The following is a 21,691-nucleotide window of genomic DNA, read 5'->3' on the forward strand; positions in this document are numbered from 1 at the left end:
TGCTAATCATCAGTTCTCCTTTCGCTGGCACTGTCGGGGGCTGGTGGTCCTTCGGTCAGACATGGGAGGATCATTCCCGGCAGCCGGGGGTGAGCTGCCGCCCACGTACATAGGGAGTCGCTTGCCGTGACCGACTGGCAGCAATTTGTCGCAGCACTCATCTCTGCGCTGGCCTGGCCTGTGGCAGTAACCACACTCTTGCTGGTGTTCCGCTCCCAGGTCGTTGCGGTGGTGAAGGGGCTGCTTTCGCGAATTGACGATCTGTCGGAGTTGAAGATCGGCAACAATGCGGCGACCTTCAAGCGGCAGGCCGCGGAAGCTGGCGCATCGGTCGCGCAGTTGAACGAGGCAACCGGAGCTGGACACGGGGATGGCGGTGCCGGCGGCTTGCCATCCGCTACAAAGAGTGAGAACGAAGAGCGTGCGCAGCGCGTGGCAACTCTGGCAGAGGTAGCTCCGCGAGAAGCAGTAATTGAGTCCTACATCGACGTCGAACGTGCCGTCTCTCGCTGGCTCATGGCGAAGGGCTTCCAATACAAGGGCAGCCCTACCGCAGCCCTTCGCCGGAACAATGAGATTCCGGTAACGGTCCGAAGGTCGCTCTCCGTCATCTCCGATCTCCGCAATAGAGCTGCTCACAGTGCGGACTTCAGCATCACCTCTTCCGCGGCTATCGAGTACGCGAATGCATCTGACGAACTCATTCGATACTTCGAAACAGACCTCGAGAGGTCCAACTAAGAACCGATCAAAATGGGACTCCGTCTCCATAGCTACTCCCTCCCGCCCACGGCTCATCGGCGGCCGACGGGGTGGTCTCCCACTGCTGCTCCTCGCGGGGCGCCAGGGTTCCGCTGCTGGCGCGGACCACGGCCGCGGTCGCGTAGCGGAGTGAGGGGCCGACCTCGTCGACCTCGAGTTCGGTGCTAGTGCGCCTGTCGCCCTCCTTGGTCTCGTAGGAGCGCTGCCGCAGGCGACCGGTCGCGACGACGCGGCTGCCCTTCGTGAGTGATCCGGCGACGTGCTCAGCGAACTATCGACAACGTTCTCGACGATCACGAGGCGGTAGCGGTGGTAATCGATGAACTTGAGCACGTCGAACATCAGCAGCCACGAGCGGGCCTTCGCATTGTCGGACAGCGGGTCCTCGAACAGTCCTTCCCTCGATCGGGGGCTCTGCGATGCCGCTGGCCTGCGACCATTTCGTACTCTCCGGCGAGGTCCAGAGCCTGTCGGTCTTCGGAAAGAACGACGGTCGCTCCTGATGGAGGTCGACCACAGCATGGTCGGTGTCTGGGTGGTTGAGGTTATGGATGTCGGTGACGAGCTGCCAGTGGTTCGCGGCGATCTTGATCTGGACGCCCGGGATTTGGGTCATGCCTGTGGATCAGCCGCCGGCGCCAGCGAACAGGTCGGTGACGGTAATCATGCGGTGACCGCCAATACAGTGAGGGCATGAAGCAAACGATGCTGGTCGTCGACGGAAGCCAGATTGTGCTCGCCGATGACGTCGACATTCCTGCCCTGCAGGAGCGTATCGCCCGACAGATCCAACTCGGAGGCGGGCACCTCATGCTCCAAGCCGCTGATGGCAGCGAGCCAGGCATTTTCTTCTCCAAGGCCCTCAAATTCCATTTCGAGACCTTGGACGAGTTCAGCTAATTGGATCGCCGCAGCTAGAGTTCGGGCGTGCACATCTGGAACCTGGCTGCAATCTTCAACGATCAACTCGTTCGAGATGCTTTCCTTCTCATTTCGGGGGCCTTGCTCACACTCGGGGGCACGCTGCTGCAGTGGTGGCTGGCGGGAAAGCGCGAGAAGCTCAAAGAAGCTCGGGAGGATGGCATTCGTGAGCGGGAGCGCCTCGACGCCCTGCAGGATGCGAGGGACGAGTTCGGAAGAGCCAACGCGCGCACCGTCCTGACGAAGGTCACTGAGATGAGTGCAGAAGTTCGCTTTGAGGCCAGGCCGGCAGACGGGCGCTTCGAGTTCGACGCCACCGACGTCGATGCAATCGCCGTCGGTGGCAAGCTGATTTCGGACAAAAACGTTCGGCAGTGCGTCCGCAGGACCGCGCAAATCATCAACTCGATGGGGCCAGCTGAACCACACCTGACTGAACCCATTTACCGGGTCCAAAAGAAGCTGTTGTATGCCGTCGAGACTTACGTGGCGGCGTACCTGCGTATGGACGATGTTCTGCCTGAAGGGCAGCTGAAATACGTCTTGGATCATTACAAACTCGTCGACGACGCTTGGAATAGCGGCGACGCCACCGGTCAGACGTTCGAGCTTTAATCTTCGCTGGTTGCCGGTCTCACCGAGGACGGTCTTCCAGCGGGCGGTGTCCCTGTTGGGATCGATCGCTCCCCCGTTGTATGCGAAGAGCGGGCCGCAAGTATTCGGGTCCATGGTCTCGATGCGGCGTTCGATGATAGAGCGCAGCGGATCGACGAGGGGGATGACTCGCCAGCCTCAGTTCTACTTGGGGCGGTCCAGAAGAGGCCGCCTTCGATGGGGCGGTAGTCCTAATTGGCGGGGTCGTCGAGGCGGCGGTCGCAGTCGGTCCCACGGATGCGCTTGCACCTGTAGATGGGTGTGCCGTCGGCTCTGCGGGTGGATGTGCCGCAGCCGTGGGCCCAGATGATGCGTTGCGGTTGCCAGTGCAGTTCGAGGTCGTCTCCGACTCGGTCGAGCCCAAGGCCGATGACTTCGCCGCGGCGGGCGCCGGTGCGAGCGCTCTTGAGTTTAATGCAGCGACATCAGCGGACCCATTCGCTTTCTGACGTTGGGTATGCAATATTGGGATCTCAAGTCGCAACGGATTCGGGACCGGATGCGGTGGATCCTCTTCGTGAGGATGGGATGGATGCGGCACCGCGGCTCAGCCAGGTGCCGCATTCGCTTTTCCCGGGCTCTGCGGCGGCGGTCGATCGAGTCCCTCGCGATGTCGGGGGTGCGCGGCATACTGGGCGCATGGCGAAGCAGGGAGCCGGGTGGTCGAGGGCTGCCGCGCGCTCGCTGATGGCTCGGAGGCTCGCGATGCAGTGGGTGGCTCCCCCGCTGCCTGCCCCCCGCGCGGGTGATGACGCCGAAGCGCGCACCGAGGTCGTGGCGGGCGCTGAGCCGATCGAGGCGGGTGCCGCGCCGATCGGGGCGGGCGCTGCGTCGGTTGGGGCGGGTGCTGCGCGGATCCGGCGGGTGGTCGGGCGGATGCTGGCCGTGCAGGCTCAGGATTTCGGGCAGGCCGTGTGGGCGCTCGGGGTGCGGAGCGCGGGGAGCACGCTGCGCGACGTGGAGGCGGCGCTCGACGCCGGGTCGGTAGTGCGGTCGTGGCCCATGCGGGGCACTCTGCACTTCAGCACGCCAGACAATCTGCGGCTCATGCTCTCGATCACCGCTGCGCGCACCATCCGGAGCATCCTGCCGCGGTATCGCGAGCTGGGGCTGACCGAGGAGATCCACGCGCGGGCTCGCGAGCTGGCACTCGCCGAGCTGGGCGGGGGTGGGCGGGCGAGTCGCGAGGAGTTCTTCGCGCTGCTCGCCGCCGAGGGCATCGACCCGGGTGGGCAGCGGGGCACGCACGTGATCGGGCGACTCGCGCACGACGGCGTGGTGTGCTGGGGGCCGACCGCCGCGGGGCGTCAAAAGCTCGTTCTCTTCGACGAGTGGACTCCGCCCGGCCCCGGTGCGGCGGTCTCGCAGGGGGTGGCCGACGCGGCGGCCGATGATCCGCGGCGCGATGCGGCACTCGGCGAGTTCGTGCTCAAGTACTTGGCCGGGCACGGGCCGGCCACGCTGAAGGACTTCTGCTGGTGGTCGAAGGTCACCGTGGCCGACGCCCAGCGAGGTCTCGCAGCCATCCGCGACAGGCTGTCGCTCGAGCACATCAACAACTCCGAGTACTGGACCGTCGCAGCCCGAGGCGAAGCAGCGGATGAAGCGCCGGCCGCGGAGGCGGTTGACCGGGCCGGATCCGAAGCGGGCGGGCGGGCCGGACGCGAGGGCGATGGGCAGACCGGTTCCGAGGCTGGCGGTGGGGCCGTGGCAGGCGCAGCGGGCGTGGATGTCGCGGAGGGCACTGCGGGGAAAGCGGCGGCGTTCTTGGTGCTGCCGGGATTCGATGAGTTCCTGCTGGGGTACCCCGAGCGGGTTCCGGCCGTGGCCGCCGAGTACGCGCAGCGGATCGTGCCGGGCAACAACGGGGTCTTCCTGCCGATGCTCGTGGCGCACGGCACCGTGGTGGGCACGTGGCGGCGACGGATCACCCCCGCCGGCGTCACCCTCACCACCGTGCCGTTCGAGCCCCTCTCGGCGAACGCCCGCGCCGGCTTCGCACGAGCCCTCCGCAGCTACGCCCGCTTCCTCGACCTGCCGCTCACGCTGAAGGACGGCGACGATGGATGACCGGCACGCATGGCTCCTGGGGTCTTCGCTCACGGTGGAGGGGACGGCGACGATGGGTGACCGGCACGCGTGGCTCCTGGGGCTGCCGCTCGCGGTGGAGGTGGGCGCCCGTGGGTGACGTGAGGGGCCTCGAGGGGCGGTTCGGGCTGGCGAGTGGGCGATCCGCGGGGGTGGCCGTCGATCCGCTCGTGCCGGGATCGTGGGTGCTGTCGATAGAGGGCGTCGATCAGTCGCACGTCGACCTCGGCGATCCGGGGTCGCTCTTCTACGACTACGTACGGCGGATCGGCGCCGTCATCGACCGCATCGATCTGCCAGGGCGCCCGCTCACCGTGGTGCACCTCGGGGCCGGGGCGCTCACGCTCGCCCGCTACGTGCAGGCCACCCGGCCGGGCAGCGAACAGCTCGTGGTGGAGTATGAGCGCGGCCTCGTCGACGCCGTGCTCGAGCGCCTGCCCGTGCCGGCGGGCACGCACCTCACTCTCCGCGAGGGCGACGCCGCGGCCGTCGTGGCCGACCTGATCGCCCCTGATGGCAGCGCCCAGGACGGCAGCGCCCAGGACGGCAGCGCCCAGGATGGTGGCGCATGGGCGGGGCGGGTTGATCTGGTGGTCGACGATCTGTACAGCGGGCTCACGACGCCCGCGCATCTCACGACGCCGGAGTGGTACTCCGCGGTCGGCGGGCTGCTCGGGCCGCGCGGGATGCTCGTGGTCAACGTGGCCGACGACGACGGGCTGCCCGGCGTGCGCAGCAGGCTCGCGGCGATCGCACCCGCTCTGCCGTACCGGCTCGTGCTCGGCCCGACCTCGGTGCTGACGGAGGCGCAGGCCGGCAACGCCGTCATCCTCGCCTCGCGCGACCCGGCCGTGCTCGACCTCGCCGACGACCTGCGCCGGGCGGGCCCGCATCCCAGCGCCGTGCTCGACGCCCACGACCTCCCCTTCCCCGGCTCTGCCGCCGCTTCCCACGCCCCCATGCCCAACGACAGATTTCCGTCCGGTGACACCGGCGACCCGTGTGATGCCGCCACGCCCGACGACCGCTCCCCGTCCGGCGAGACACGCGGCCCGAGCGACGCCACCACGCCGACCGACCGCTCCCCGTTCGGCGAGACACGCGGCCCGAGCGACGCCACCACGAGTGCCACCGCGCCCGTGACCGAGACACCCACGAGAGGACGGTGAGCACCATGTGCGGCCGATTCAGCATGAGCGCCGAGACCGACGAGCTCATCACCGAGTTCATCGCCCGCGGCGGCACCCTGGAGGAGTGGCGCCCCTCCTACAACGTCGCGCCCACCGAGCTCTCGCCGATCGTGCGCGAGCGCGTGGTCGACGGGGAGATCGTGCGGGAGGTCGACGCCGCCGCCTGGGGTCTCAAGCCCGCGTGGGCGAAACCGGGAGGGCCGGCCCCCATCAACGCGCGTCTCGAGAGCGTGTCCACGAACGGGCTCTTCCGCGGGGCCTTCGCCCAGCGGCGATGCCTCGTGCCGATGAACGGCTACTACGAGTGGGAGGCGACCCCGGAGGGCAAGCAGCCGCACTTCATCCACGGTCCAGAAGACCTGCTGGCCGCCGCCGGCCTCTACGAGCTCAAGAAGGGCGACGACGGCTGGCACCTGAGCTTCACCGTCATCACCCGCGAGGCCGCCGATGCCTCGGGCGAGGTGCACGACCGCATGCCCGTGTTCCTCACCCCCGACACCTGGGACGACTGGACGAGCCCCGCCAAGATCGACAAGCCCGACGAGAAGCAGGAGCTCGTGGCCATGCTCGACCGCACCTCGCTGGCGGTGGCGGCGACCATCACGACCTACCCCGTCTCGAAGCGCGTCAACAACGTGCGCGACACCTCGGTGGCGAAAGACGACCGCACCCTCATCGAACCGCTCGCCAGCTGACGCGACGCCCCGCACCCGCACGCAGCAAGCGGGACGCGGGACCGGGCACGCAGCACGCGGGACGCGGCTCCTAACCCGACGCCTGGCGTTCGGGGCGCCCGGCGCCCGAAAGTGGCCGGACGCGCCGTGGGACCGGTCGCACTTGCGCAACGCGCGCTCCGTGCTCGACTGGGGGCATGGCCCTCGGATACGACCCCACCTTCCTCCCCGCGACCTGCCCCCTCCCCGACCCCTCCGCTGGAACGCCCGCCGCCGCACCCGCGGTACCGGCGGTGCCCGCGGCGGCGGTGCCGGCGGCCGAAGCGCTGCCGGAGCGCCGCATCCGCCGGCTCGACTACACGCACTTCACCGTGCTGCTCGACGCTGACCGCCGCCTGGCGGCCGTCACCGGCGTCAACATCGACGGCGACACCCTCGCCGACGTGCCGCGGAGCGACGACTGGCGCCTCGACCCCCGCGTTCCCGCCGACGAGCAGGCCGGACCCGAGCTCTACGCCAGGAACGACCTCGACCGCGGCCACCTCGTGCGCCGCCGCGACCCCGTGTGGGGCCCCGCCGCCGAGGCCCGACGCGCCAATGAGGACACCTTCGTCTACACCAACGCGGCCCCCCAGGCGGCGGGCTTCAACCAGTCGAAGGAGCTCTGGAACGGCATCGAGGATCACGTGCTCGACTACGCCGAGACCTACCGTCAGCGGCTCTGCGTGTTCACCGGCCCGGTGTTCGACCCCGCCGACTCCGTGTACCGCGGCATCCGCATCCCCGAGCGCTTCTGGAAGGTCGCGGCCTGGGCGGACGCCTCGAGCGGCCGGCTGCGCGCCACCGGCTACCTGCTCGACCAGTCGCCCCAGCTCTACGGCATCGACCTCGAGACCGCCCGCGCCGGCGCCCGAGCGCTGGCCGAACCACCTCCCCTGGGGCCGTTCAGGACCTTCCAGGTGCCGATCGCCGACATCGCCGCGCTCGTGGGCGCCGCCATGCCCGAGCTCAGGGCCGCGGACGCCTACCTCGCCCCCCTCCGTGCCGCGGGCCGTCGCTGGACCAGGCTCGAGTCGTACGGGCAGATCCGCCTCTGACGCCACGGTCCCCGACGACGACGAGCCCGACCGGGCCGACCCAGCCGACAGACCCGACCGCCCCGACCCAGCCGACAGACCCGACGCCCCGCCCACGCCGAGCACGCGACCACGCCGAGCAAGCCCACGGATCCGCCCGCCCAGGCTGCGAAAAGTGCGGTCCCCACCCCCCGGTTGCCGCAATAATGAGGAGAGTGGGGGCTTCAGCAGGGATCAGAGTGGTCGTGGTCGACGACCAGCCGCTCTATCGACAGATGCTCGCGTCGACCCTGTCGTCGGCGCCCGGCATCACGGTGGTCGGTGTGGCCGCCGGAGCCGGTGCCGCGCGCGAGATCTTCGCGGGCCTCCGCCCCGACGCGGTCGACGTGGCCCTGCTCGACGTGCAGCTCGGAGACGGCGACGGCATCGAGCTCGGGCTCGAGCTGCGCGCCACCCGCCCCGGCCTCGGGATCGTGCTGCTCTCGGCCACCGACGCCCTCGACGTGCTGCTCGAGCTGCCGCGGCCCGACTCGCAAGGCTGGAGCTGCCTGTCGAAGACCTCCTCTCTCGGCCTGCCGGCGCTCGTGCGCGCCATCGAGGTGACCGCGGAGGGGCGCACCGTGCTCGACCCCGAGCTCGTGGCCCGCAGGAAGCCCCGCCGCGGATCGGGGCTCACACGCTTGAGCGCCCGCCAGTACGAGGTGCTGCGACTGCTCGCCGAGGGCCTCTCCAACGCCGGGATCGCCTCGCGGCTCGGGCTCGCGCCGCGCTCGGTCGACAACCACATCGCCGCCGTCTACGCCGAGCTGGGGCTCGCCTCGGGCGGCGTGGTGAACCCGCGGGTGGGAGCGGCCCTGCGCTTCCTCGAAGAGACAGCCGCATCATGAGCACCGCATCATGAGCACCTCCTCATGAGCAGCGACGCGCTGCGCGAGGCCGCCACCGTCACCCCGACCGACCGCATCGACTACCTTCGCATCACGCTGCTGACCTTCGGCGTCATCCTCGGCCTCTTCGCCACGGGCGCCTCGATCCAGTCGGTCTTCGTGCTCGGGATCCTGCCCCACTCGATGGTGCGCGGCGGCGCGGACGCCGCGGCTGCCGCGGTGCCGCTCGACGTGGGGCTCAACCTCGCGATGCGCCTCGGCGCCAACGCGGCAGCCGTGGGCGCGGCCCTCGCCGCCATCGCCCTGCTCTCGCCGCAGGAGCGCGGCCCCGCCGGCCGCGTCTGGACAGGGCTCGTGATCGCCCTCTCCGCCGCCGCCGTGCGCGCCGTGCTGCAGATCGCCCTCGGCATCTACGCCCCCGACGACCTCACCGAGCTCACCGCCGAGCTCGTGACGGCCTCGGTGGCGGCCGCCATCTCGCTCGTGCTCGCCCTCGCGCAGTCGGATGCCCGCCGACGCTTGCGATCCGAGGAGCGCGCCTCCGCCCTCCGAGCGCTCAGCGCCTCCGCCGCGCTCGAGGCGCTGCAGGGCGAGGAGCTGAGGGTGCGCCGCGAGGTGGCCGACGGCCTGCACGGCACGGTGCAGCACCGCTTCGTGCTGCTCGGCACCCGGCTCGAGGCGCTGCTCGCCGAGGGCGACCTCGACCGTCGAGATCCGGCCGTGGCGGCCGAGCTGCGCTCCATCCGGCAGGATCTCGACGCCCTGCGCGAGCAGGACCTGCGCGGCATGTCGCGCCTGCTCTATCCGGATCGCCTCGACCAGGGCGCCGTGCCCGCCGTGCGCGCCCTGTTCCAGCGGGTGCCGGCCACCATCTCCACGGTGGTGTCGTTCGGCGACGAGGTGCTCGAGCTCGAGAGCCACGGCGCCAAGGCGCTCAGCCCTGAGCGGCGGCTGCTGCTCGTGCGCATCGTGGAGGAGGCGCTGTCGAACGCCCTCAAGCACGGCAGGGCGACGGCCCTCGAGCTCGCCATCACCCACGCCGACGCCGCCTTCGAGGTGACCTTCGACGACAACGGCACCGGGCTCGTGCCCCCCGTGCAGCTGAACGGCCTGCAGCGGCTGCAGGTGCGCCTCGAGCTGGTGGGCGGGCGCCTCGAGCTCTCCCCCGCTCCCGGAGGCGCCGGCACGAGACTCCTCGCCGTGGTGCCCGACGGCATCGACCGGCGGACCACGACCGAGTCTCGGCCTACGAAACGTGCGCAGAGGGTCGTCGGGTGGCAAAGTAGTTAAGGTGATTAGCGAAAAGAAGACATCGGACCGCGTGCGCCAGATCATCGTGGCGGTGAGCGCGGTGCTGGCCGTGGTGGGGAGCTTCGTGGGTTCCGGCGCCGCGGGGGGCACACCGATCGCCGAAGCGGCCGGCGGCGCCCTGAGCGCCGACTCGACCCTCATCGCCCCGGCCGGGCCCGCGTTCTCGATCTGGTCGGTGATCTACCTCGGCCTCATCGCCTACGCCGTGTGGCAGGCGCTGCCCGCACAGAGGGCCTCGTCACGGCAGCGGGCGCTGGGCTACCCGATCGCCGCGACCCTCCTGCTGAACGCCGCGTGGATCCTGAGCGTGCAGGCGGGGCTGCTGGCACTGAGCGTCGTGGTCATCGCGCTGCTCCTCGTGGCTCTGCTCGTGACGTTCGTGCGCGTGGTGCGCACCCGGCGCCCGCAGCAGGGCATCGTCGAGTCCCTCGTGGTCGACGGCACCGTCGGCCTCTACCTCGGCTGGGTGAGCGTGGCGACCGCCGCCAACATCACGGCCGCGCTCGTGGCGGCCGGCTTCGACGGCTTCGGGCTCGCCCCCGATGGCTGGGGTGTGGCGATCGTGGCGGTCACCGCCGTGCTCGGCATCGGGCTCGCGGTGTGGGATCAGGGCCGTCTGGCCCCCACCGCCTCGCTCGCGTGGGGGCTCGCCTGGGTGGCCGTCTCGCGCCTGACCGGCGAACTGCTCTCCCCACCCGTCGCGATCGCCGCCGTCGTGGCGGCCTCGGCGGTGGTGCTGGTCACTGTCGTCGTGCGTCTTCGCGCACGACGCGCCGCTCCCCGAGCGGGCCGGCGGTAGCGCCCGCCACGCGTGCGAAGCACAGCGTGAACACGGTGCCCTCCGGGGAGGACGTCACGTCGATCGCGCCGTCGTGGGCCTCCACGATCGAGGCCACGATGGCGAGCCCCAGGCCGGTGCTGCCCGAGCGTCGCGAGCGCGAGGAGTCGCCGCGGGCGAAGCGCTCGAACAGCTCGGGAACGAGGTCGGGATCGATGCCCGGCCCGTCGTCGCGCACGGTGAGCTCGATCGCGGGAGCTCCGTCGTGCTCGGCGAAGCGGAGTCCGGCCGTCACCGTGGTGCCGTCCGGCGTGTGCAGCGCCGCGTTCGAGAGCAGGTTGAGCACCACCTGGTGCAGTCGCTCCCGGTCACCCGAGACGAGCGCGGGAGCATCGGGCACCTCGTGCAGCCAGGTGTGCGCGGCCGACATGGCCTTGGCGTCGCTCACCGCGTTGACGACGATCTCGGCGAGGTCCACCTGGTCGAGGTGCAGATCCTGCCCCTCGTCGAGCCTGGCGAGCAGCAGCAGGTCGCTCACGAGCGAGTTCATGCGCTTCGCCTCCGACTCGATGCGGGCGAGGGAGTACTCGGTGATGTCGGGGAGCTCGGCGTTCTCCTGCCTGGTGAGCTCGGCGTAGCCCTGGATGGCGGCGAGCGGGGTGCGCAGCTCGTGACTCGCGTCGGTCACGAAGCGGCGCATCCGCTTGTCCGTGGCCGCACGCACCGCGAGGGCCTCGTCGACGTGCGAGATCAGGCGGTTGAGCGCCTCGCCCACCTTGCCCACCTCGGTGCGCGGATCCGTGTCGGCCTCGCCCACCCGGGTGGTGATCTCGACCTCGCCGCGGTCGAGCGGCAGGTTGGTGACCTCCACCGCGGTGCCGACCACACGGCCGAGCGGTCGGAGCGCGAGCCGCACGACTACGATCAGCCCCACCACGATCACGAGGAGGGCGAGCATGGCGAGGGCCACCGTGATGACCGTCTGCTGCAGCACCGAGGCATCGGCGGCCGCGAGCGAGACGCCCGCGATGAGCAGATTGCCCTCGCTGTCGGTCTCGGTGCTGAAGCGGTAGTGGCCGAAACCGTCGAGCACGATCGATTCCGAGCTGCCCGAGGTCAGCGCGTTCTGCTCGAGCTGCGCCACAGCGGACGGGGGCAGCGCCTCGGCGTCGGTGTCGGAGAACCGTGCGGAATCGGTGATGCGCCCGTCGGATGCCGTGGCGATGATGGCGCCAGGGCCGTGGCCGGTGAACTCGGTGAGGGGCTTGTCGGCGTGGATCTGACCCGAGGGCGAGTTGCCGTAGTGGAACTTCTCCACCGAGTAGCTGAGGGCCGACATGGATCCGCCGAGCTGCGTGTCGACCACCTGGGTGACCGAGCTCGAGAGGGTGACGATGCTGACCACACCCACGGTCGCGAGCACGGCCGCCACCACGGCGGCCGTTCCCACCACGAGGCGGTTGCTGAGGCTCCAGGGTCGGCGTCGGGTCGAGACGGTGCCCCGACGCCCGTCGGTGCCGCTCACTCTGCCGGCCTGAGGACGTAGCCGACGCCGCGCACGGTGTGGATCATCGACGGGCGATCGGCATCGATCTTCTTGCGCAGGTAGGAGACGTAGAGGTCGACGATCGAGGCCTTCCCGGCGAAGTCGTAGTTCCAGACGCGATCGAGGATCTGGGCCCTCGAGAGCACACGGCGCGGGTTGCGCATGAAGTAGCGGAGCAGCTCGAACTCGGTGGTGGTGAGCTGGATCGGGGAGCCCGCACGGGCGACCTCGTAGCTCGTCTCGTCGAGCAGGAGATCGCCCACCACGATGCGGGAGTCCTCATCCGACACCGTCATCATCGAGCGGCGCAGCAGACCGCGCAGCCGCGCCACGAGCTCCTCCAGACTGAACGGCTTCGTCATGTAGTCGTCGCCGCCCGCGGTGAGACCGATGATCCTGTCGTCGACGGAGTCGCGCGCCGTGAGGAAGAGCGTGGGCGACGCCCCCTCGATGTCGCGCAGCTGCTTGAGCAGCGTGATGCCGTCGGTGTCGGGGAGCATGATGTCGAGCACCACCACGTCCGGGCGCTCCTCGCGGTACTTCTGCAGAGCGGTCTCGCCGTCGTGGGCGATGTCGACCGTCCAGCCCTCATAGGCGAGCGCGAGGCTCACGAGGCTCGTGAGCACCATCTCGTCGTCGACGAGGAGCACACGGATGGGCGAGCCGTCGGCCCGGTACATTCGGGGCAGCTTGGCGAGCACGGCCCGCCGGCGCCCCGACGAGACGAGTTCCTCCGAGATCGGTGAGTTCGCCACGATTCATTGTGGGTGGCGTGTGCACCATGCCGCGGGCATCCGCATCGATTCATAGAGACCTCAAATCTTTCCACACGATGCACCTGCATCGATCACGTACCGTCACCCCATGACCCAGATCAGAGCTCTCGGCTATCGTTCGCCGTGGAGCACCTCCGCCAGGGTCGCGCACTCCGACGGCCCCACTGTTCCCCTTCGCACGAAGGTCAGGGACGCCCTGGCCTCCGCGGGCGTGCGCCGGCCCCGCGTGCTGCGCGGCCCCCGCACCGAGATGCCGTTCGACGCGCCCACCCTCTCGACCGAGCAGCTCGAGCTCCGCCCCCACCGCATCGACGACGCGGAGGACTGGTACGACCTCCAGTCCGACCCCTCCGTCACGCAGTTCCTGCCCTGGCCCGAACGCGACCGCCGCGCCTCGCGCCGCCATCTGCGCGACCGCACCAAGCACACCCGGCTGTGGCAGGCCGACGACTTCCTCGCCCTCGCCGTGGTGCGTGAGGGCCGGGTCATCGGCGACGTGTCGCTGCACCTGCGGTCGGTCGACGCCGACTCGCGCGACGTGGAGATCGGCTGGGTCATGCACCCGGCGCACAGTGGGCACGGGTTCGCCACCGAGGCGGCCGCAGCACTCCTCCGCTTCGCCTTCGACACCGTGGGCGCGCAGACCGTGACCGCGGTGACGGATGCGCGCAACACCCGGTCGGTGGCGTTGGCCAAGCGGCTCGGGTTCGCCGAGGTGCAGCGCGGCAAGCACGGCTCGCCCGAGTCGGTGCTGGTGCTGCACCGCCACTGACATCGATCACTGGCGTCGGCCGCCGGCCTCGACCGCCGGCGACGGCCGCCGCTAGTGTGAACGCATGGCGAGGTACGCAGCGCTCCTGAGGGGCGTGAACGTGGGCGGCATCACGGTGAAGAGCGCCGAGCTCGCCGAGCTGTTCCGTTCTCTGGGCTTCAGCGATGTGAAGACCGTGCTCGCCTCGGGCAACGTGCTGTTCTCGACCCCCTCCGCCGACGCCTCGAGCGCCGAGCACGAGCGCGTGAAGACGCAGATCGAGAAGGGCCTCGGCGAGCGCTTCGGCTACGACGCCTGGATCGTGCTCGTGGATCACGACGAGCTCGCCGACATCATCGCCGGGTACCCGTTCGAGGAGGTCGACGAGCGGCAGCCCTACGTGCTCTTCTCCTCCACCGCCGAGGCGCTCGACGAGATCGCGGAGTTCGCGGCGAACGTCGACCCGTCCGTCGACGGCGAGAGCGGGACGCCGGGCGACGGGCCCGGCGGTCAACCCGTCTTCTACTGGGAGGTGCCGAAGGGCTCGAGCACCGAGACGGCGCTCGCGAAGTTCCTGGCCAAGCCGCGCTTCAAGGCCACGACGACCACCCGCAACCTGCGCACCCTGCGCAAGCTCCTCTAGCGGGTCGTCGAGGCGAGTCGCGCCGATCAGGCCTCGGCGGCCAGCCTGGCCCGGTAGGCGTTGACGTTCATGCGGTTGCCGCAGTTGCCCACGTCGCAGTAGCGCTTGGAGCGGTTGCGCGAGAGATCGACGAGCACGGCCTCGCAGTCGTCGGCCGCGCACAGTCGCAAGCGGTCGAAGTCGTCGCTGCGGATGACGTCGATGAACGCCATGGCCACCTCGACCCGCATGCGCGTGGCCAGGGGCGCCTCCGCGTCGGTGGCGTGCAGGTGCCAGTCCCAGTCGCCGTGCCGCACGAGCTGCGGAAGGGCGCGCGCCTCGCGGAGCGTGGCGTTGACGAGCTCGACCGCCTCATCGCGATCGACCTCCCAGTAGCGACGGAACTCGGGGCGGAGCGCCCGCACCGCGCTGAGCTCGGCCTCGTCGCCGTCGCGACGGCCGGAGTAGTCGTAGTGGTCGAGCACCGCCACGAGGGCCGGAACGTCGGCCAGCTCGTCGACACCGCTGTTCGAGACGGCAGCCTCGGTGTTGACGATCGCAGCCGCGAACGCGAGGGTCTCTTCCGTGTCATAGGCGAAGAGCATGTTGACTCCTGACGTCGAGCGAGGATAGTGTCACTAGCGTAAACCCTTTGACTCCTGACAGGCGGCGCCATGAGCATCATCGCGAAGAAGTCCGGCGCCCCGGTCGGGCCGGCAGGGCCGGCCAGTCCGGCCAGCATGGTGGCGGGTGGCCTCGCGGGCCACCGCGCGTCGGGCCTCCTCCTCGCTCTCGCGGCCGCTGCGGCGTTCGGCACGAGCGGTCCGTTCGTCAAGCCGCTGCTCGAGGCCGGCTGGTCACCGGTCGCCGCGGTCGCCGTGCGTGCGCTCTGCGGTGGTCTCGTGCTGCTCGGCCCCGCCCTCTGGGCGCTCAGGGGCCGCTTCCGCGCCCTCCTCTCGGCCTGGCGTCTCGTGCTGCTCTACGGTCTCGTCGCTGTGGTGGGCGCGCAGGTCTTCTACTTCGCGGCCATCTCCCGCATGCCCGTGGGGATCGCCCTGCTGATCGAGTACTCGGCGCCCATCCTGCTCGTGCTGCTCGCCTGGGCGCGCACACGCATCCCCCCGGCGCTGCTCACCATCGTGGGTGCCGTGCTGAGCATCGCGGGGCTCGTGCTCGTGATCGATCCGTCGGGAGCAGGGGGGCTCGATGTCCTCGGCGTGCTCTTCGCCCTGGCCGCCGCGGTCTGCCTGGCGGGCTACTACCTCATCTCGGCCAGGCCGAGCGGAGACGTGCCGCCCGTGGCGCTCGTCTGCGCGGGGCTCCTCGTGGGCGGCCTGGCCCTCGGGCTCGTGGGGCTCACGGGACTGCTGCCCTTCACGATGTCGTTCGACGACGTGGTGATGCCCCTCGTGGGCGAGGTGTCGTGGATGGTGCCGATGGCGGTGGTGGTGATCGTGGCCACCTCGTTCGCCTACGTCGCCGGCATCCTCGGGGCCGCTCGGCTGGGTTCACGCGTGGCGTCGTTCGTGGGGCTCGTGGAGGTGCTCTTCGCGGTGCTGTTCGCGTGGCTGCTGCTCGGCGAGGTGCCCACGCTCGTGCAGGCCCTCGGCGGGGCGCTCATCGTGGGCGGAGTGGTGTTCGTCAAGCTGCAGCGCGACCCGCTCGCGTAGTCACGAACCGTGTTCGCGGGCGCGAAGTGCGGTAGGCATGGAGCAGGGCGGGTACGAGACCGGCCCACCTCGTCGATCGGATGACCATGAGCCAGCCCCCCGTTGACCCCACCTCCTCAGGCCAGCAGCCCGGTTACGGGCAGCCCCCGCAGTTCCAGCCGCCGCAGGGGCCGCCGCAGCCGCAGTATCAGCCGCCTCAGTACCAGCCGCCCCAGCAGCAGCCTCCGTACCAGGCGCCGCAGTACCGCCCCCAGCAGCCAGGGCAGCAGCCTGGCTACGGGCAGCAGCCTGGTCAGCAGCAGCCCGGCCAGCAGCAGCAGTACCCGGGCTACGGGCAGCAGCCGCAGAAGGCGGCATCCACCCGCAATCCGCTCGCCTTCGCCTCGCTCATCCTCGGTGTGATCCCCACGGTGCTCGGACTGCTCTTCCTGCTCGTGCAGGCTGCACTGCTCTCGAGCGGCGGCTCCGACGCGTACGGTGCCATCTCCGGCGTGCAGCTCACCCTGCAGGCGCTCCTCGGCATCGCCGCCCTCGTGCTCGGCATCCTCGCGCTCGTGCGACCGGGATCCGGCAAGTCGAAGGCCATGGCCGGTGCGGGCACCGCCCTGGGTGGGGCGCTCCTCGTGAACGTGCTGAGCTCGGTGCTCTACCCGATCGTCATCAACGCGTTCTACGGCTTCTGACGCAGAACGGCTTCTGACAGAACCACTGCTGACACAGAACCGCCCCGCCCGCACCCGATGAGGGGTGCGGGCGGGGCGGCATCCGTCTACGGGACGAGGACGACCTTGATGCAGCCGTCCTCCTTCTTCTTGAAGATCTCGTACATCTCCGGCGCCTCCTCGAGCGAGACCCGGTGGGTCACGAGGTCGTCGATGCCGAGCGGATCGGCCGGGTCCTCCACGAGCGGCAGGATCTCGTCGCGCCACTTGTGCACGTTGCACTGGCCCATCTTGATCGTGAGCTGCTTGTCGAACATGGTCATGAACGGCACGGGATCCGCTGCTCCCGCATAGACGCCGCTGAGCGAGACGGTGCCGCCGCGCTGCACCGAGTCGAGCGCGAGCATGAGCGCTGCGAGCCGGTCGACGCCGACGGTCGTTGCCGCCTTCTTGCCGAGCGCATCCGGCAGGAGGCCCGCCGCGAACTGCGCGAACGCGGCACCGGGGTTGCCGTGCGCCTCCATGCCCACGGCGTCGATCACCGAGTGCGGGCCGCGGCCGTCGGTGAGCTCGCGCAGGCGGTCGACGATGTCGTCGGTGAGGTCGAGGGTCTCGATGCCGTGGCGCTCGGCCATGGCGCGGCGCTCCGGCACGGGGTCGACGCCGATGACGCGGTGCCCGAGCAGGCGGCCGATGCGGGCGGCGAACTGGCCGACGGGGCCGAGGCCGATCACGCCGAGCACGTCGCCCTCCTCGAGCTCCGCGTACTGCACGCCCTGCCAGGCGGTGGGCAGGATGTCGGAGAGGAAGAGGTAGCGGTGGTCGGGCAGTTCCGTGCCCACCTTCTGGGCGTTGAAGTCGGCGAACGGCACACGCAGGCGCTCGGCCTGGCCGCCGGGAACCGATCCGTAGAGCTCGGTGTAGCCGTAGAGCGATGCGCCCGTGCCTGAGGCGCGGTTCTGGGTGGTCTCGCACTGGGTGGTGAGACCGCGGGTGCACATGTGGCAGTGGCCGCAGGCGATCACGAACGGGATGACGACCCGGTCGCCGACCTTCAATTTCGTGATGGAGGAGCCGATCTCCTCCACGATGCCCATCGGCTCGTGGCCGAGGATGTCGCCCTTGTCGAGGAACGGTCCGAGCACGTCGTAGAGGTGCAGGTCGGAGCCGCAGATGGCGGTGGAGGTGACACGGATGACGACGTCGGTCGGTTCCTGGATGACGGGATCCGGAACGTCGTCGACGCGGACCTTCATGGTGCCCTGGTAGGTGAGTGCTCTCATGCTTCCGGCTTACGCCGGTGGGCGCTCCGCGGCGAGGGGGTTGACGGCCGGATGCGGGGATCGGTCGGTGAGAAGCCGGAGGTAGCCGGCGAATCCGCCTGCTGTGCGGCCCTGGGTGCGGCCCGAGGTGTCGACCACCGAGTTCAGGAGCTCGACCACGAGCGGGCCGGCGGTGTGCTCCCTGCCGAGCGCGGGCAGCAGCCCGGGGTCGAGGGCCTCGACGGCCTGCACGAGTGCCTCGTCCTCACCCGAGGCGAGCGGCGGGAAGCCGCCGGCGAGCAGGTAGGCATCGGCGCGCACCCCGAGGTTGGCGCCGTAGACGTGACGCTCGGGATCTCGGTGGGCGTCGTTCCAGGCGCGGAGCACGGCCGCGTCGATGTCGGTCGGTCGGGGTTCGACCCGGCCGACCGCGAGCAGCGCGCCCGCCTCGGCTGCCGCGCGGTGCTGGCGCAACCACATCCTCGGCACGACACTGTCCGCATCCGTGGAGCAGATCCAGTGCGTGCGCCTGGGGGTGGCTCCGTCGAGCACCTCCTCCACTCCGGCGGCGCGGGCCCGGCCCACGTTCGAGAACGCCGTGCGCACGATGCGGATGCGCGAGCCGAACGAATGGGCCACATCGGAGGATCCGTCGGTGCAGTCGTCGAGCACCACCACGATGCGCGAGGGGATGCCGTCGGGGAGCGCCTCCGCGGCCACGATCACCGACTCGAGGCAGGCGCCGAGCAGGGCCTCCTCGTTGCGGGCAGGCACGACCACGTCGATGCGCTCGATCACAGGATCCCCTCGCGGCGCGCCACCGAGACGGAGGGGGCGAGGGCGAAGACGTCGAGCACGAAGTCCTCCTCGAGGTGGTGGGCGAGGGGCTCGAGGGCTGCACGCGCGGCGAAGGCCGCGTGCACGTCGTCGCCCGTGGTGGCGCGGCCGCTCACGGGGTGGCGCCAGTGGCAGCAGACTATGGCGCCCGCGGGGGCGAGGTCGGCGACGGCGCGGTCGATGAGGCCCTCGAGGTCGGCGGGGTCGAGGTAGTAGCCGACCTCGCTCACGACCACGAGGTCGAAGACGCCTTCCGGCCACTCGGTGGGGACGAGCATGCGTTCGAAGGAGATGGTGGGGGGTGCGGGGTGGCCTGCGCTTGGGGCGTCGTGGGCGTGGGCGTGGGCGCTGGGCGCATCGTGTGCGTGGGCGTCGGCGCTGGGTGCGTCGTGGGGGTCGTGCGTGCCTTGGACGCGGGCTCTGGCGCGTTCGAGTGCGACCTCGGAGACGTCGACCCCCACGAAGCGGTGGGTGGTTCTGGCGATGAGCTCGGCCGAGAGCACTCCCGTGGAGCAGCCGACCTCGAGCACGTCGGCGAAGCGGCGATCCGGGAGGGTGGCGGCGAGGATGGCGCGTTTGCGCTGCTCGTACCAGCGGGTCTCGAAGCCCCACGGATCGGCGGCGCGCTCGTGCAGGCGGTCGAAGTAGTCGGTGGCGACGGCGGGGTCGTGGAGGTGGGCGGGAGCTGTGGTGAGGTCGGCGTCGTCTGGTCGAGCCGCGTCTCGGGTCGGTGTCGCGTCGCCGTCGTGAGTCGCGTCGGCGGGCGGGGTCACGTCGACGAAGAGCTCGAACGGGCGGGTGAAGTGGTCGAGCATGCGCTCGTGCAGCAGCACCTCGTCGCCGGGCAGGGCGCTCAGCGGGGAGACCTGGCTCGTGTGCACGGCGAGCGCGCGCTGCTTGGCCTCGGCGAGCGCGGGGTCGAGGGGGAGGGAGACGAGGGCATCCCACGGCACGGCCGGGTCGTCGGGCGAGGCCCAATGCCACAGCCAGATGGGGTAGGCGAGGTGCAGCAGGCCGTGCTCGGCTGCGACGGCCGCGACGGTCTCGCAGGCGGCGTCGTGATCGGGGTGACCGTCGCCCACCCACGGCGACACGAGCAGCACGCGGCCGGCACGGGCGGAGCCGACGATCATGTCGAGGTGCTCGCGCAGGGCCGCGAGGGCGGCAGGCTCGCTCAGGCCGCCGTCGGCGAGGTGGGCGAACTCGAGGGTGGCGCCGGGGGCGACGAGCTCCACGGCCGCGGTCGTCTCGGTCTCGCGGAGGCGGGCGAGGTCGGCGGGGCGGTGGGTGGAGGAGTGGGGGTGGGAGGCCTCGCCCGAGGTCGCCACGAGCACCGTGATGCGCACTCCGGCGGCGTAGGCGCGGGCGAGCAGTCCGGCGGCGCCGAGGGTCTCGTCGTCGGGATGCGCGGCCACGACGACCACGTGGTCGAACTCCACGAAGAGCTCCTCCGGCAGCACGGCCAGGTCGCGCGTGCGGAAGGCGACGCCCCACTCGCCCTCGGCGGTGCCGTCGATGTCATGGGTGAAACTCATGCGCTGCTCCCCTCCCGGGCGTCGGTCGCATCGAGCGAGTCGTCAGCGCGTGCGTCGTCAGCGGGTGCGTCGGTCGAGCCCGGCGAACCGTGAGCGCCGAGTGCGCCTGTTGCGCGTGCTGCCCCGTTGCCGGCCGCGGTGGCGGATCGCGCAGTCACCGCGGCTGGCGGGTCGGCGGGCGCGCCTGCGCCTGGTGCTGCGTCGGCGGAAGCGGCCGCGGGGGCTGTATCGGCGGTGGCCGCGAGGGCCGCGAGGGCGGCGAGGGCGGCGAGCTGGCGGCCGACGCGGGCCTCGTCGCGGGTGCCGTGATCCTGGCGGAGGTAGAGCTCGAGGTCGGCCACCCGGGCGGCGTAGTCGGCGTCGAGGGCGAGCGGCGCGGGGCCGAGGGCGTGGGCGGCTTCGCGCAGCACATCCTCGGCGGCCCGCCGCACGAGCGAGCGAGCGACCTGCGCCAGCAGCGCATCCTCCTCACCCCCACGCCCCACCTGGGTGTGAGCAACCACCCCGATCGCCTCGCGCGCACCCTCATCCGCCCAATCGACCCTGCCGAGACCACCGACCCCCACGTCGCCAGCTCCACCGGCATGCCCGTCGGCGGCGGCGCGGGCGTCTATGGCGGTGGCCGCTGCGGCTAGGGCCGAGGCTGCGGTCTCGATGGCGAGGGCGGCTCGGCCCGCGTGCAGCAGGGCGATGTCGTCGCCCCGCGTCACGGCGGCCTCCACCACTCGACGCGCCACCCCCACGGCGCCGCCGAACCAGCACGCGGCCACGCCGATCCCGCCCCACTCGAACCCGGCGCGGTGCAGGTACCACCCGGTCTCCCCCACCGGCACAGCACGCACCCGCTCGAAGTCGGTCGGTCCGCTCGGCACCGAGGGGAACCCGCGCGCCACCCACTGCTCCTCGTGCGCCACCACTCCGCCCTGCCGCAGATCGACCGCGAACAGCCGCCGCCCGCCGCCCACGCGCACGCCGCCGCTGTGCGGGGCGGCATCGTCGGCCAGTTCGGGGTCGACGTGCGCCGTCACGAGGGCGTGGGTGAGGCGGCCGGCGAGGGAGCACCAGGGCTTCGTGCCCTCGAGCAGCCAGCCGTCCGCATCCGGAGTCGCCGTCAGCCGCACACCCGGCCCCTCTGCCGCGAACACACCCCACGTGCTCTCGCGGCCGGCACCGATGGCCTCGAGGTCGACCGCATCGGGGCACTCCGCCAGGATCATCGCCGCATCCACGTGCGGCTCCACCACCCGCGCCACCGTCACATCGGCGGCGGCGAGCGTGGCGAGCGTCTCGAGGTAGAGCGCGGTCTCCCCGCCACCAGGGCGCGGGATGCGTCGGGTCACCCTGGTCGCCAGCTCCAGCGAGTGGCCGACGTCGTGGCGCGCGCGTTTTGCTTGCCCGAACAGCACTTCGAGCTCGGGCCGCGCCCGTCCGGGAGGGCTCTGCACCGAGCCGGCGGCCGCCGGGCTGCCCGACACGGCACCCTCCCTGCTGCCGGAGGGCCCTCCGGGGACCGAGATAGGGATCGGGGCCGCGGCCAGGAGCGACGGCAGGGAGCCGGGTTCGAGTGTCACGGCACCGGGTCGCATGGCTCCTCGTCTCCGCGTCCCCCACCGGGTCGCACTCCGTTCCCCAGCCAACAACGGGCCCCTGGCACCCCCAAGGCCTTGACAGGTCATTCGCATGCAGCAC

At 70.8% G+C, this 21,691-nt stretch carries 23 protein-coding genes and 1 pseudogene; 16 read left to right on the forward strand and 8 right to left on the reverse strand.

The genetic code is table 11. The features are described 5' to 3' along the window. The first annotated feature begins 126 nt into the window (after positions 1-126). Positions 127-741: a hypothetical protein gene (locus ACEXQC_RS14980; protein WP_374823996.1), complete on the forward strand. Its 615-nt coding sequence runs from the start codon at positions 127-129 to the stop codon at positions 739-741. A 7-nt stretch (positions 742-748) separates the two neighbouring features. Here the strand turns inward: ACEXQC_RS14980 and ACEXQC_RS14985 are convergent. Then, positions 749-1,033: pseudogene (locus ACEXQC_RS14985) on the reverse strand (single-stranded DNA-binding protein); the annotation flags it as partial. Between the two features lie 231 nt (positions 1,034-1,264). Between ACEXQC_RS14985 and ACEXQC_RS14990 the strand changes: the two are divergent. The 11 genes from ACEXQC_RS14990 to ACEXQC_RS15040 all read left to right on the forward strand — a co-directional run bounded on the left by ACEXQC_RS14990 (position 1,265) and on the right by ACEXQC_RS15040 (position 10,362). After that, a complete protein-coding gene (locus ACEXQC_RS14990) occupies positions 1,265-1,459 on the forward strand; it encodes a hypothetical protein (protein WP_374823999.1) in 195 nt (64 codons plus the stop codon). Continuing rightward, entirely contained in the window at positions 1,456-1,662 is a 207-nt protein-coding gene (locus ACEXQC_RS14995; RefSeq protein WP_374824002.1) for a hypothetical protein, read from the forward strand. The genes ACEXQC_RS14990 and ACEXQC_RS14995 overlap by 4 nt, the downstream gene beginning before the upstream one ends. Positions 1,663-1,689: 27 nt before the next feature. After that, the gene (locus ACEXQC_RS15000) at positions 1,690-2,298 is read left to right on the forward strand and encodes a hypothetical protein (protein ID WP_374824005.1); all 609 of its coding nucleotides are present in this window, start codon (positions 1,690-1,692) and stop codon (positions 2,296-2,298) included. 678 nt (positions 2,299-2,976) lie between these two features. Beyond that, a complete protein-coding gene (locus ACEXQC_RS15005; protein ID WP_374824008.1) occupies positions 2,977-4,407 on the forward strand; it encodes a winged helix DNA-binding domain-containing protein in 1,431 nt (476 codons plus the stop codon). After that, positions 4,400-4,525, forward strand: coding sequence for a hypothetical protein (locus ACEXQC_RS15010; protein ID WP_374824011.1), 126 nt, complete (start codon positions 4,400-4,402; stop codon positions 4,523-4,525). The genes ACEXQC_RS15005 and ACEXQC_RS15010 overlap by 8 nt, the downstream gene beginning before the upstream one ends. Next, the gene (locus ACEXQC_RS15015) at positions 4,518-5,594 is read left to right on the forward strand and encodes a spermidine synthase (protein ID WP_374824014.1); all 1,077 of its coding nucleotides are present in this window, start codon (positions 4,518-4,520) and stop codon (positions 5,592-5,594) included. Before ACEXQC_RS15010 ends, ACEXQC_RS15015 begins: the two co-directional genes overlap by 8 nt. Before the next feature lie 5 nt (positions 5,595-5,599). Next, the gene (locus tag ACEXQC_RS15020) at positions 5,600-6,310 is read left to right on the forward strand and encodes an SOS response-associated peptidase (protein WP_374824017.1); all 711 of its coding nucleotides are present in this window, start codon (positions 5,600-5,602) and stop codon (positions 6,308-6,310) included. A gap of 176 nt (positions 6,311-6,486) precedes the next feature. Then, positions 6,487-7,386: a DNA/RNA non-specific endonuclease gene (locus tag ACEXQC_RS15025; protein WP_374824020.1), complete on the forward strand. Its 900-nt coding sequence runs from the start codon at positions 6,487-6,489 to the stop codon at positions 7,384-7,386. 185 nt (positions 7,387-7,571) lie between these two features. Continuing rightward, positions 7,572-8,252, forward strand: coding sequence for a response regulator transcription factor (locus tag ACEXQC_RS15030; RefSeq protein WP_374824023.1), 681 nt, complete (start codon positions 7,572-7,574; stop codon positions 8,250-8,252). Positions 8,253-8,276: 24 nt separating this feature from the next. Further along, positions 8,277-9,542 carry a sensor histidine kinase gene (locus tag ACEXQC_RS15035; protein WP_374824025.1) on the forward strand — a complete coding sequence of 422 codons (1,266 nt, stop codon included), beginning with the start codon at positions 8,277-8,279 and terminating at the stop codon, positions 9,540-9,542. Between the two features lie 31 nt (positions 9,543-9,573). Continuing rightward, positions 9,574-10,362, forward strand: coding sequence for a TspO-related membrane protein (locus ACEXQC_RS15040; RefSeq protein WP_374824028.1), 789 nt, complete (start codon positions 9,574-9,576; stop codon positions 10,360-10,362). Here the strand turns inward: ACEXQC_RS15040 and ACEXQC_RS15045 are convergent. Together ACEXQC_RS15045 and ACEXQC_RS15050 are read right to left on the reverse strand one after the other, a co-directional pair. After that, complete coding sequence (locus ACEXQC_RS15045) at positions 10,304-11,866, reverse strand: sensor histidine kinase (RefSeq protein WP_374824031.1); 1,563 nt, start codon at positions 11,864-11,866, stop codon at positions 10,304-10,306. The genes ACEXQC_RS15040 and ACEXQC_RS15045 overlap by 59 nt on opposite strands. Beyond that, positions 11,863-12,567 carry a response regulator transcription factor gene (locus tag ACEXQC_RS15050; RefSeq protein ID WP_374824877.1) on the reverse strand — a complete coding sequence of 235 codons (705 nt, stop codon included), beginning with the start codon at positions 12,565-12,567 and terminating at the stop codon, positions 11,863-11,865. Before ACEXQC_RS15050 ends, ACEXQC_RS15045 begins: the two co-directional genes overlap by 4 nt. Positions 12,568-12,751: 184 nt before the next feature. Here ACEXQC_RS15050 and ACEXQC_RS15055 point away from each other — a divergent pair, with 184 nt between their 5' ends. Next, positions 12,752-13,435 carry a GNAT family N-acetyltransferase gene (locus ACEXQC_RS15055; protein WP_374824034.1) on the forward strand — a complete coding sequence of 228 codons (684 nt, stop codon included), beginning with the start codon at positions 12,752-12,754 and terminating at the stop codon, positions 13,433-13,435. 64 nt (positions 13,436-13,499) lie between these two features. Beyond that, positions 13,500-14,057 carry a DUF1697 domain-containing protein gene (locus tag ACEXQC_RS15060; protein WP_374824037.1) on the forward strand — a complete coding sequence of 186 codons (558 nt, stop codon included), beginning with the start codon at positions 13,500-13,502 and terminating at the stop codon, positions 14,055-14,057. Between the two features lie 26 nt (positions 14,058-14,083). On the opposite strand, the gene ACEXQC_RS15065 is transcribed toward ACEXQC_RS15060, so the two are convergent. Continuing rightward, positions 14,084-14,641, reverse strand: coding sequence for a CGNR zinc finger domain-containing protein (locus ACEXQC_RS15065; protein ID WP_374824040.1), 558 nt, complete (start codon positions 14,639-14,641; stop codon positions 14,084-14,086). A gap of 69 nt (positions 14,642-14,710) precedes the next feature. On the opposite strand from ACEXQC_RS15065, the gene ACEXQC_RS15070 reads away from it, so the two are divergent. Together ACEXQC_RS15070 and ACEXQC_RS15075 are read left to right on the forward strand one after the other, a co-directional pair. Next, positions 14,711-15,706 carry an EamA family transporter gene (locus tag ACEXQC_RS15070; protein ID WP_374824043.1) on the forward strand — a complete coding sequence of 332 codons (996 nt, stop codon included), beginning with the start codon at positions 14,711-14,713 and terminating at the stop codon, positions 15,704-15,706. An 86-nt stretch (positions 15,707-15,792) separates the two neighbouring features. Next, entirely contained in the window at positions 15,793-16,389 is a 597-nt protein-coding gene (locus ACEXQC_RS15075) for a hypothetical protein (RefSeq protein ID WP_374824046.1), read from the forward strand. Positions 16,390-16,475: 86 nt separating this feature from the next. Here the strand turns inward: ACEXQC_RS15075 and ACEXQC_RS15080 are convergent, their stop codons facing one another. Genes ACEXQC_RS15080 through ACEXQC_RS15095 form a run of 4 tightly spaced genes read right to left on the reverse strand, consistent with a single transcriptional unit; the run spans position 16,476 to position 21,477 of the window. After that, complete coding sequence (locus tag ACEXQC_RS15080) at positions 16,476-17,651, reverse strand: zinc-dependent alcohol dehydrogenase (RefSeq protein ID WP_374824049.1); 1,176 nt, start codon at positions 17,649-17,651, stop codon at positions 16,476-16,478. Between the two features lie 9 nt (positions 17,652-17,660). Further along, positions 17,661-18,428 (reverse strand): glycosyltransferase family 2 protein, encoded by a 768-nt coding sequence (locus ACEXQC_RS15085; RefSeq protein ID WP_374824052.1) that lies wholly within the window; start codon positions 18,426-18,428, stop codon positions 17,661-17,663. Beyond that, entirely contained in the window at positions 18,425-20,002 is a 1,578-nt protein-coding gene (locus ACEXQC_RS15090; protein WP_374824055.1) for a PIG-L family deacetylase, read from the reverse strand. Before ACEXQC_RS15090 ends, ACEXQC_RS15085 begins: the two co-directional genes overlap by 4 nt. Further along, positions 19,999-21,477, reverse strand: coding sequence for a hypothetical protein (locus ACEXQC_RS15095; protein ID WP_374824058.1), 1,479 nt, complete (start codon positions 21,475-21,477; stop codon positions 19,999-20,001). Before ACEXQC_RS15095 ends, ACEXQC_RS15090 begins: the two co-directional genes overlap by 4 nt. Between the last annotated feature and the right edge of the window lie 214 nt (positions 21,478-21,691).

This window comes from Herbiconiux liukaitaii (assembly GCF_041927495.1).
Classification (GTDB): domain Bacteria; phylum Actinomycetota; class Actinomycetes; order Actinomycetales; family Microbacteriaceae; genus Herbiconiux; species Herbiconiux liukaitaii.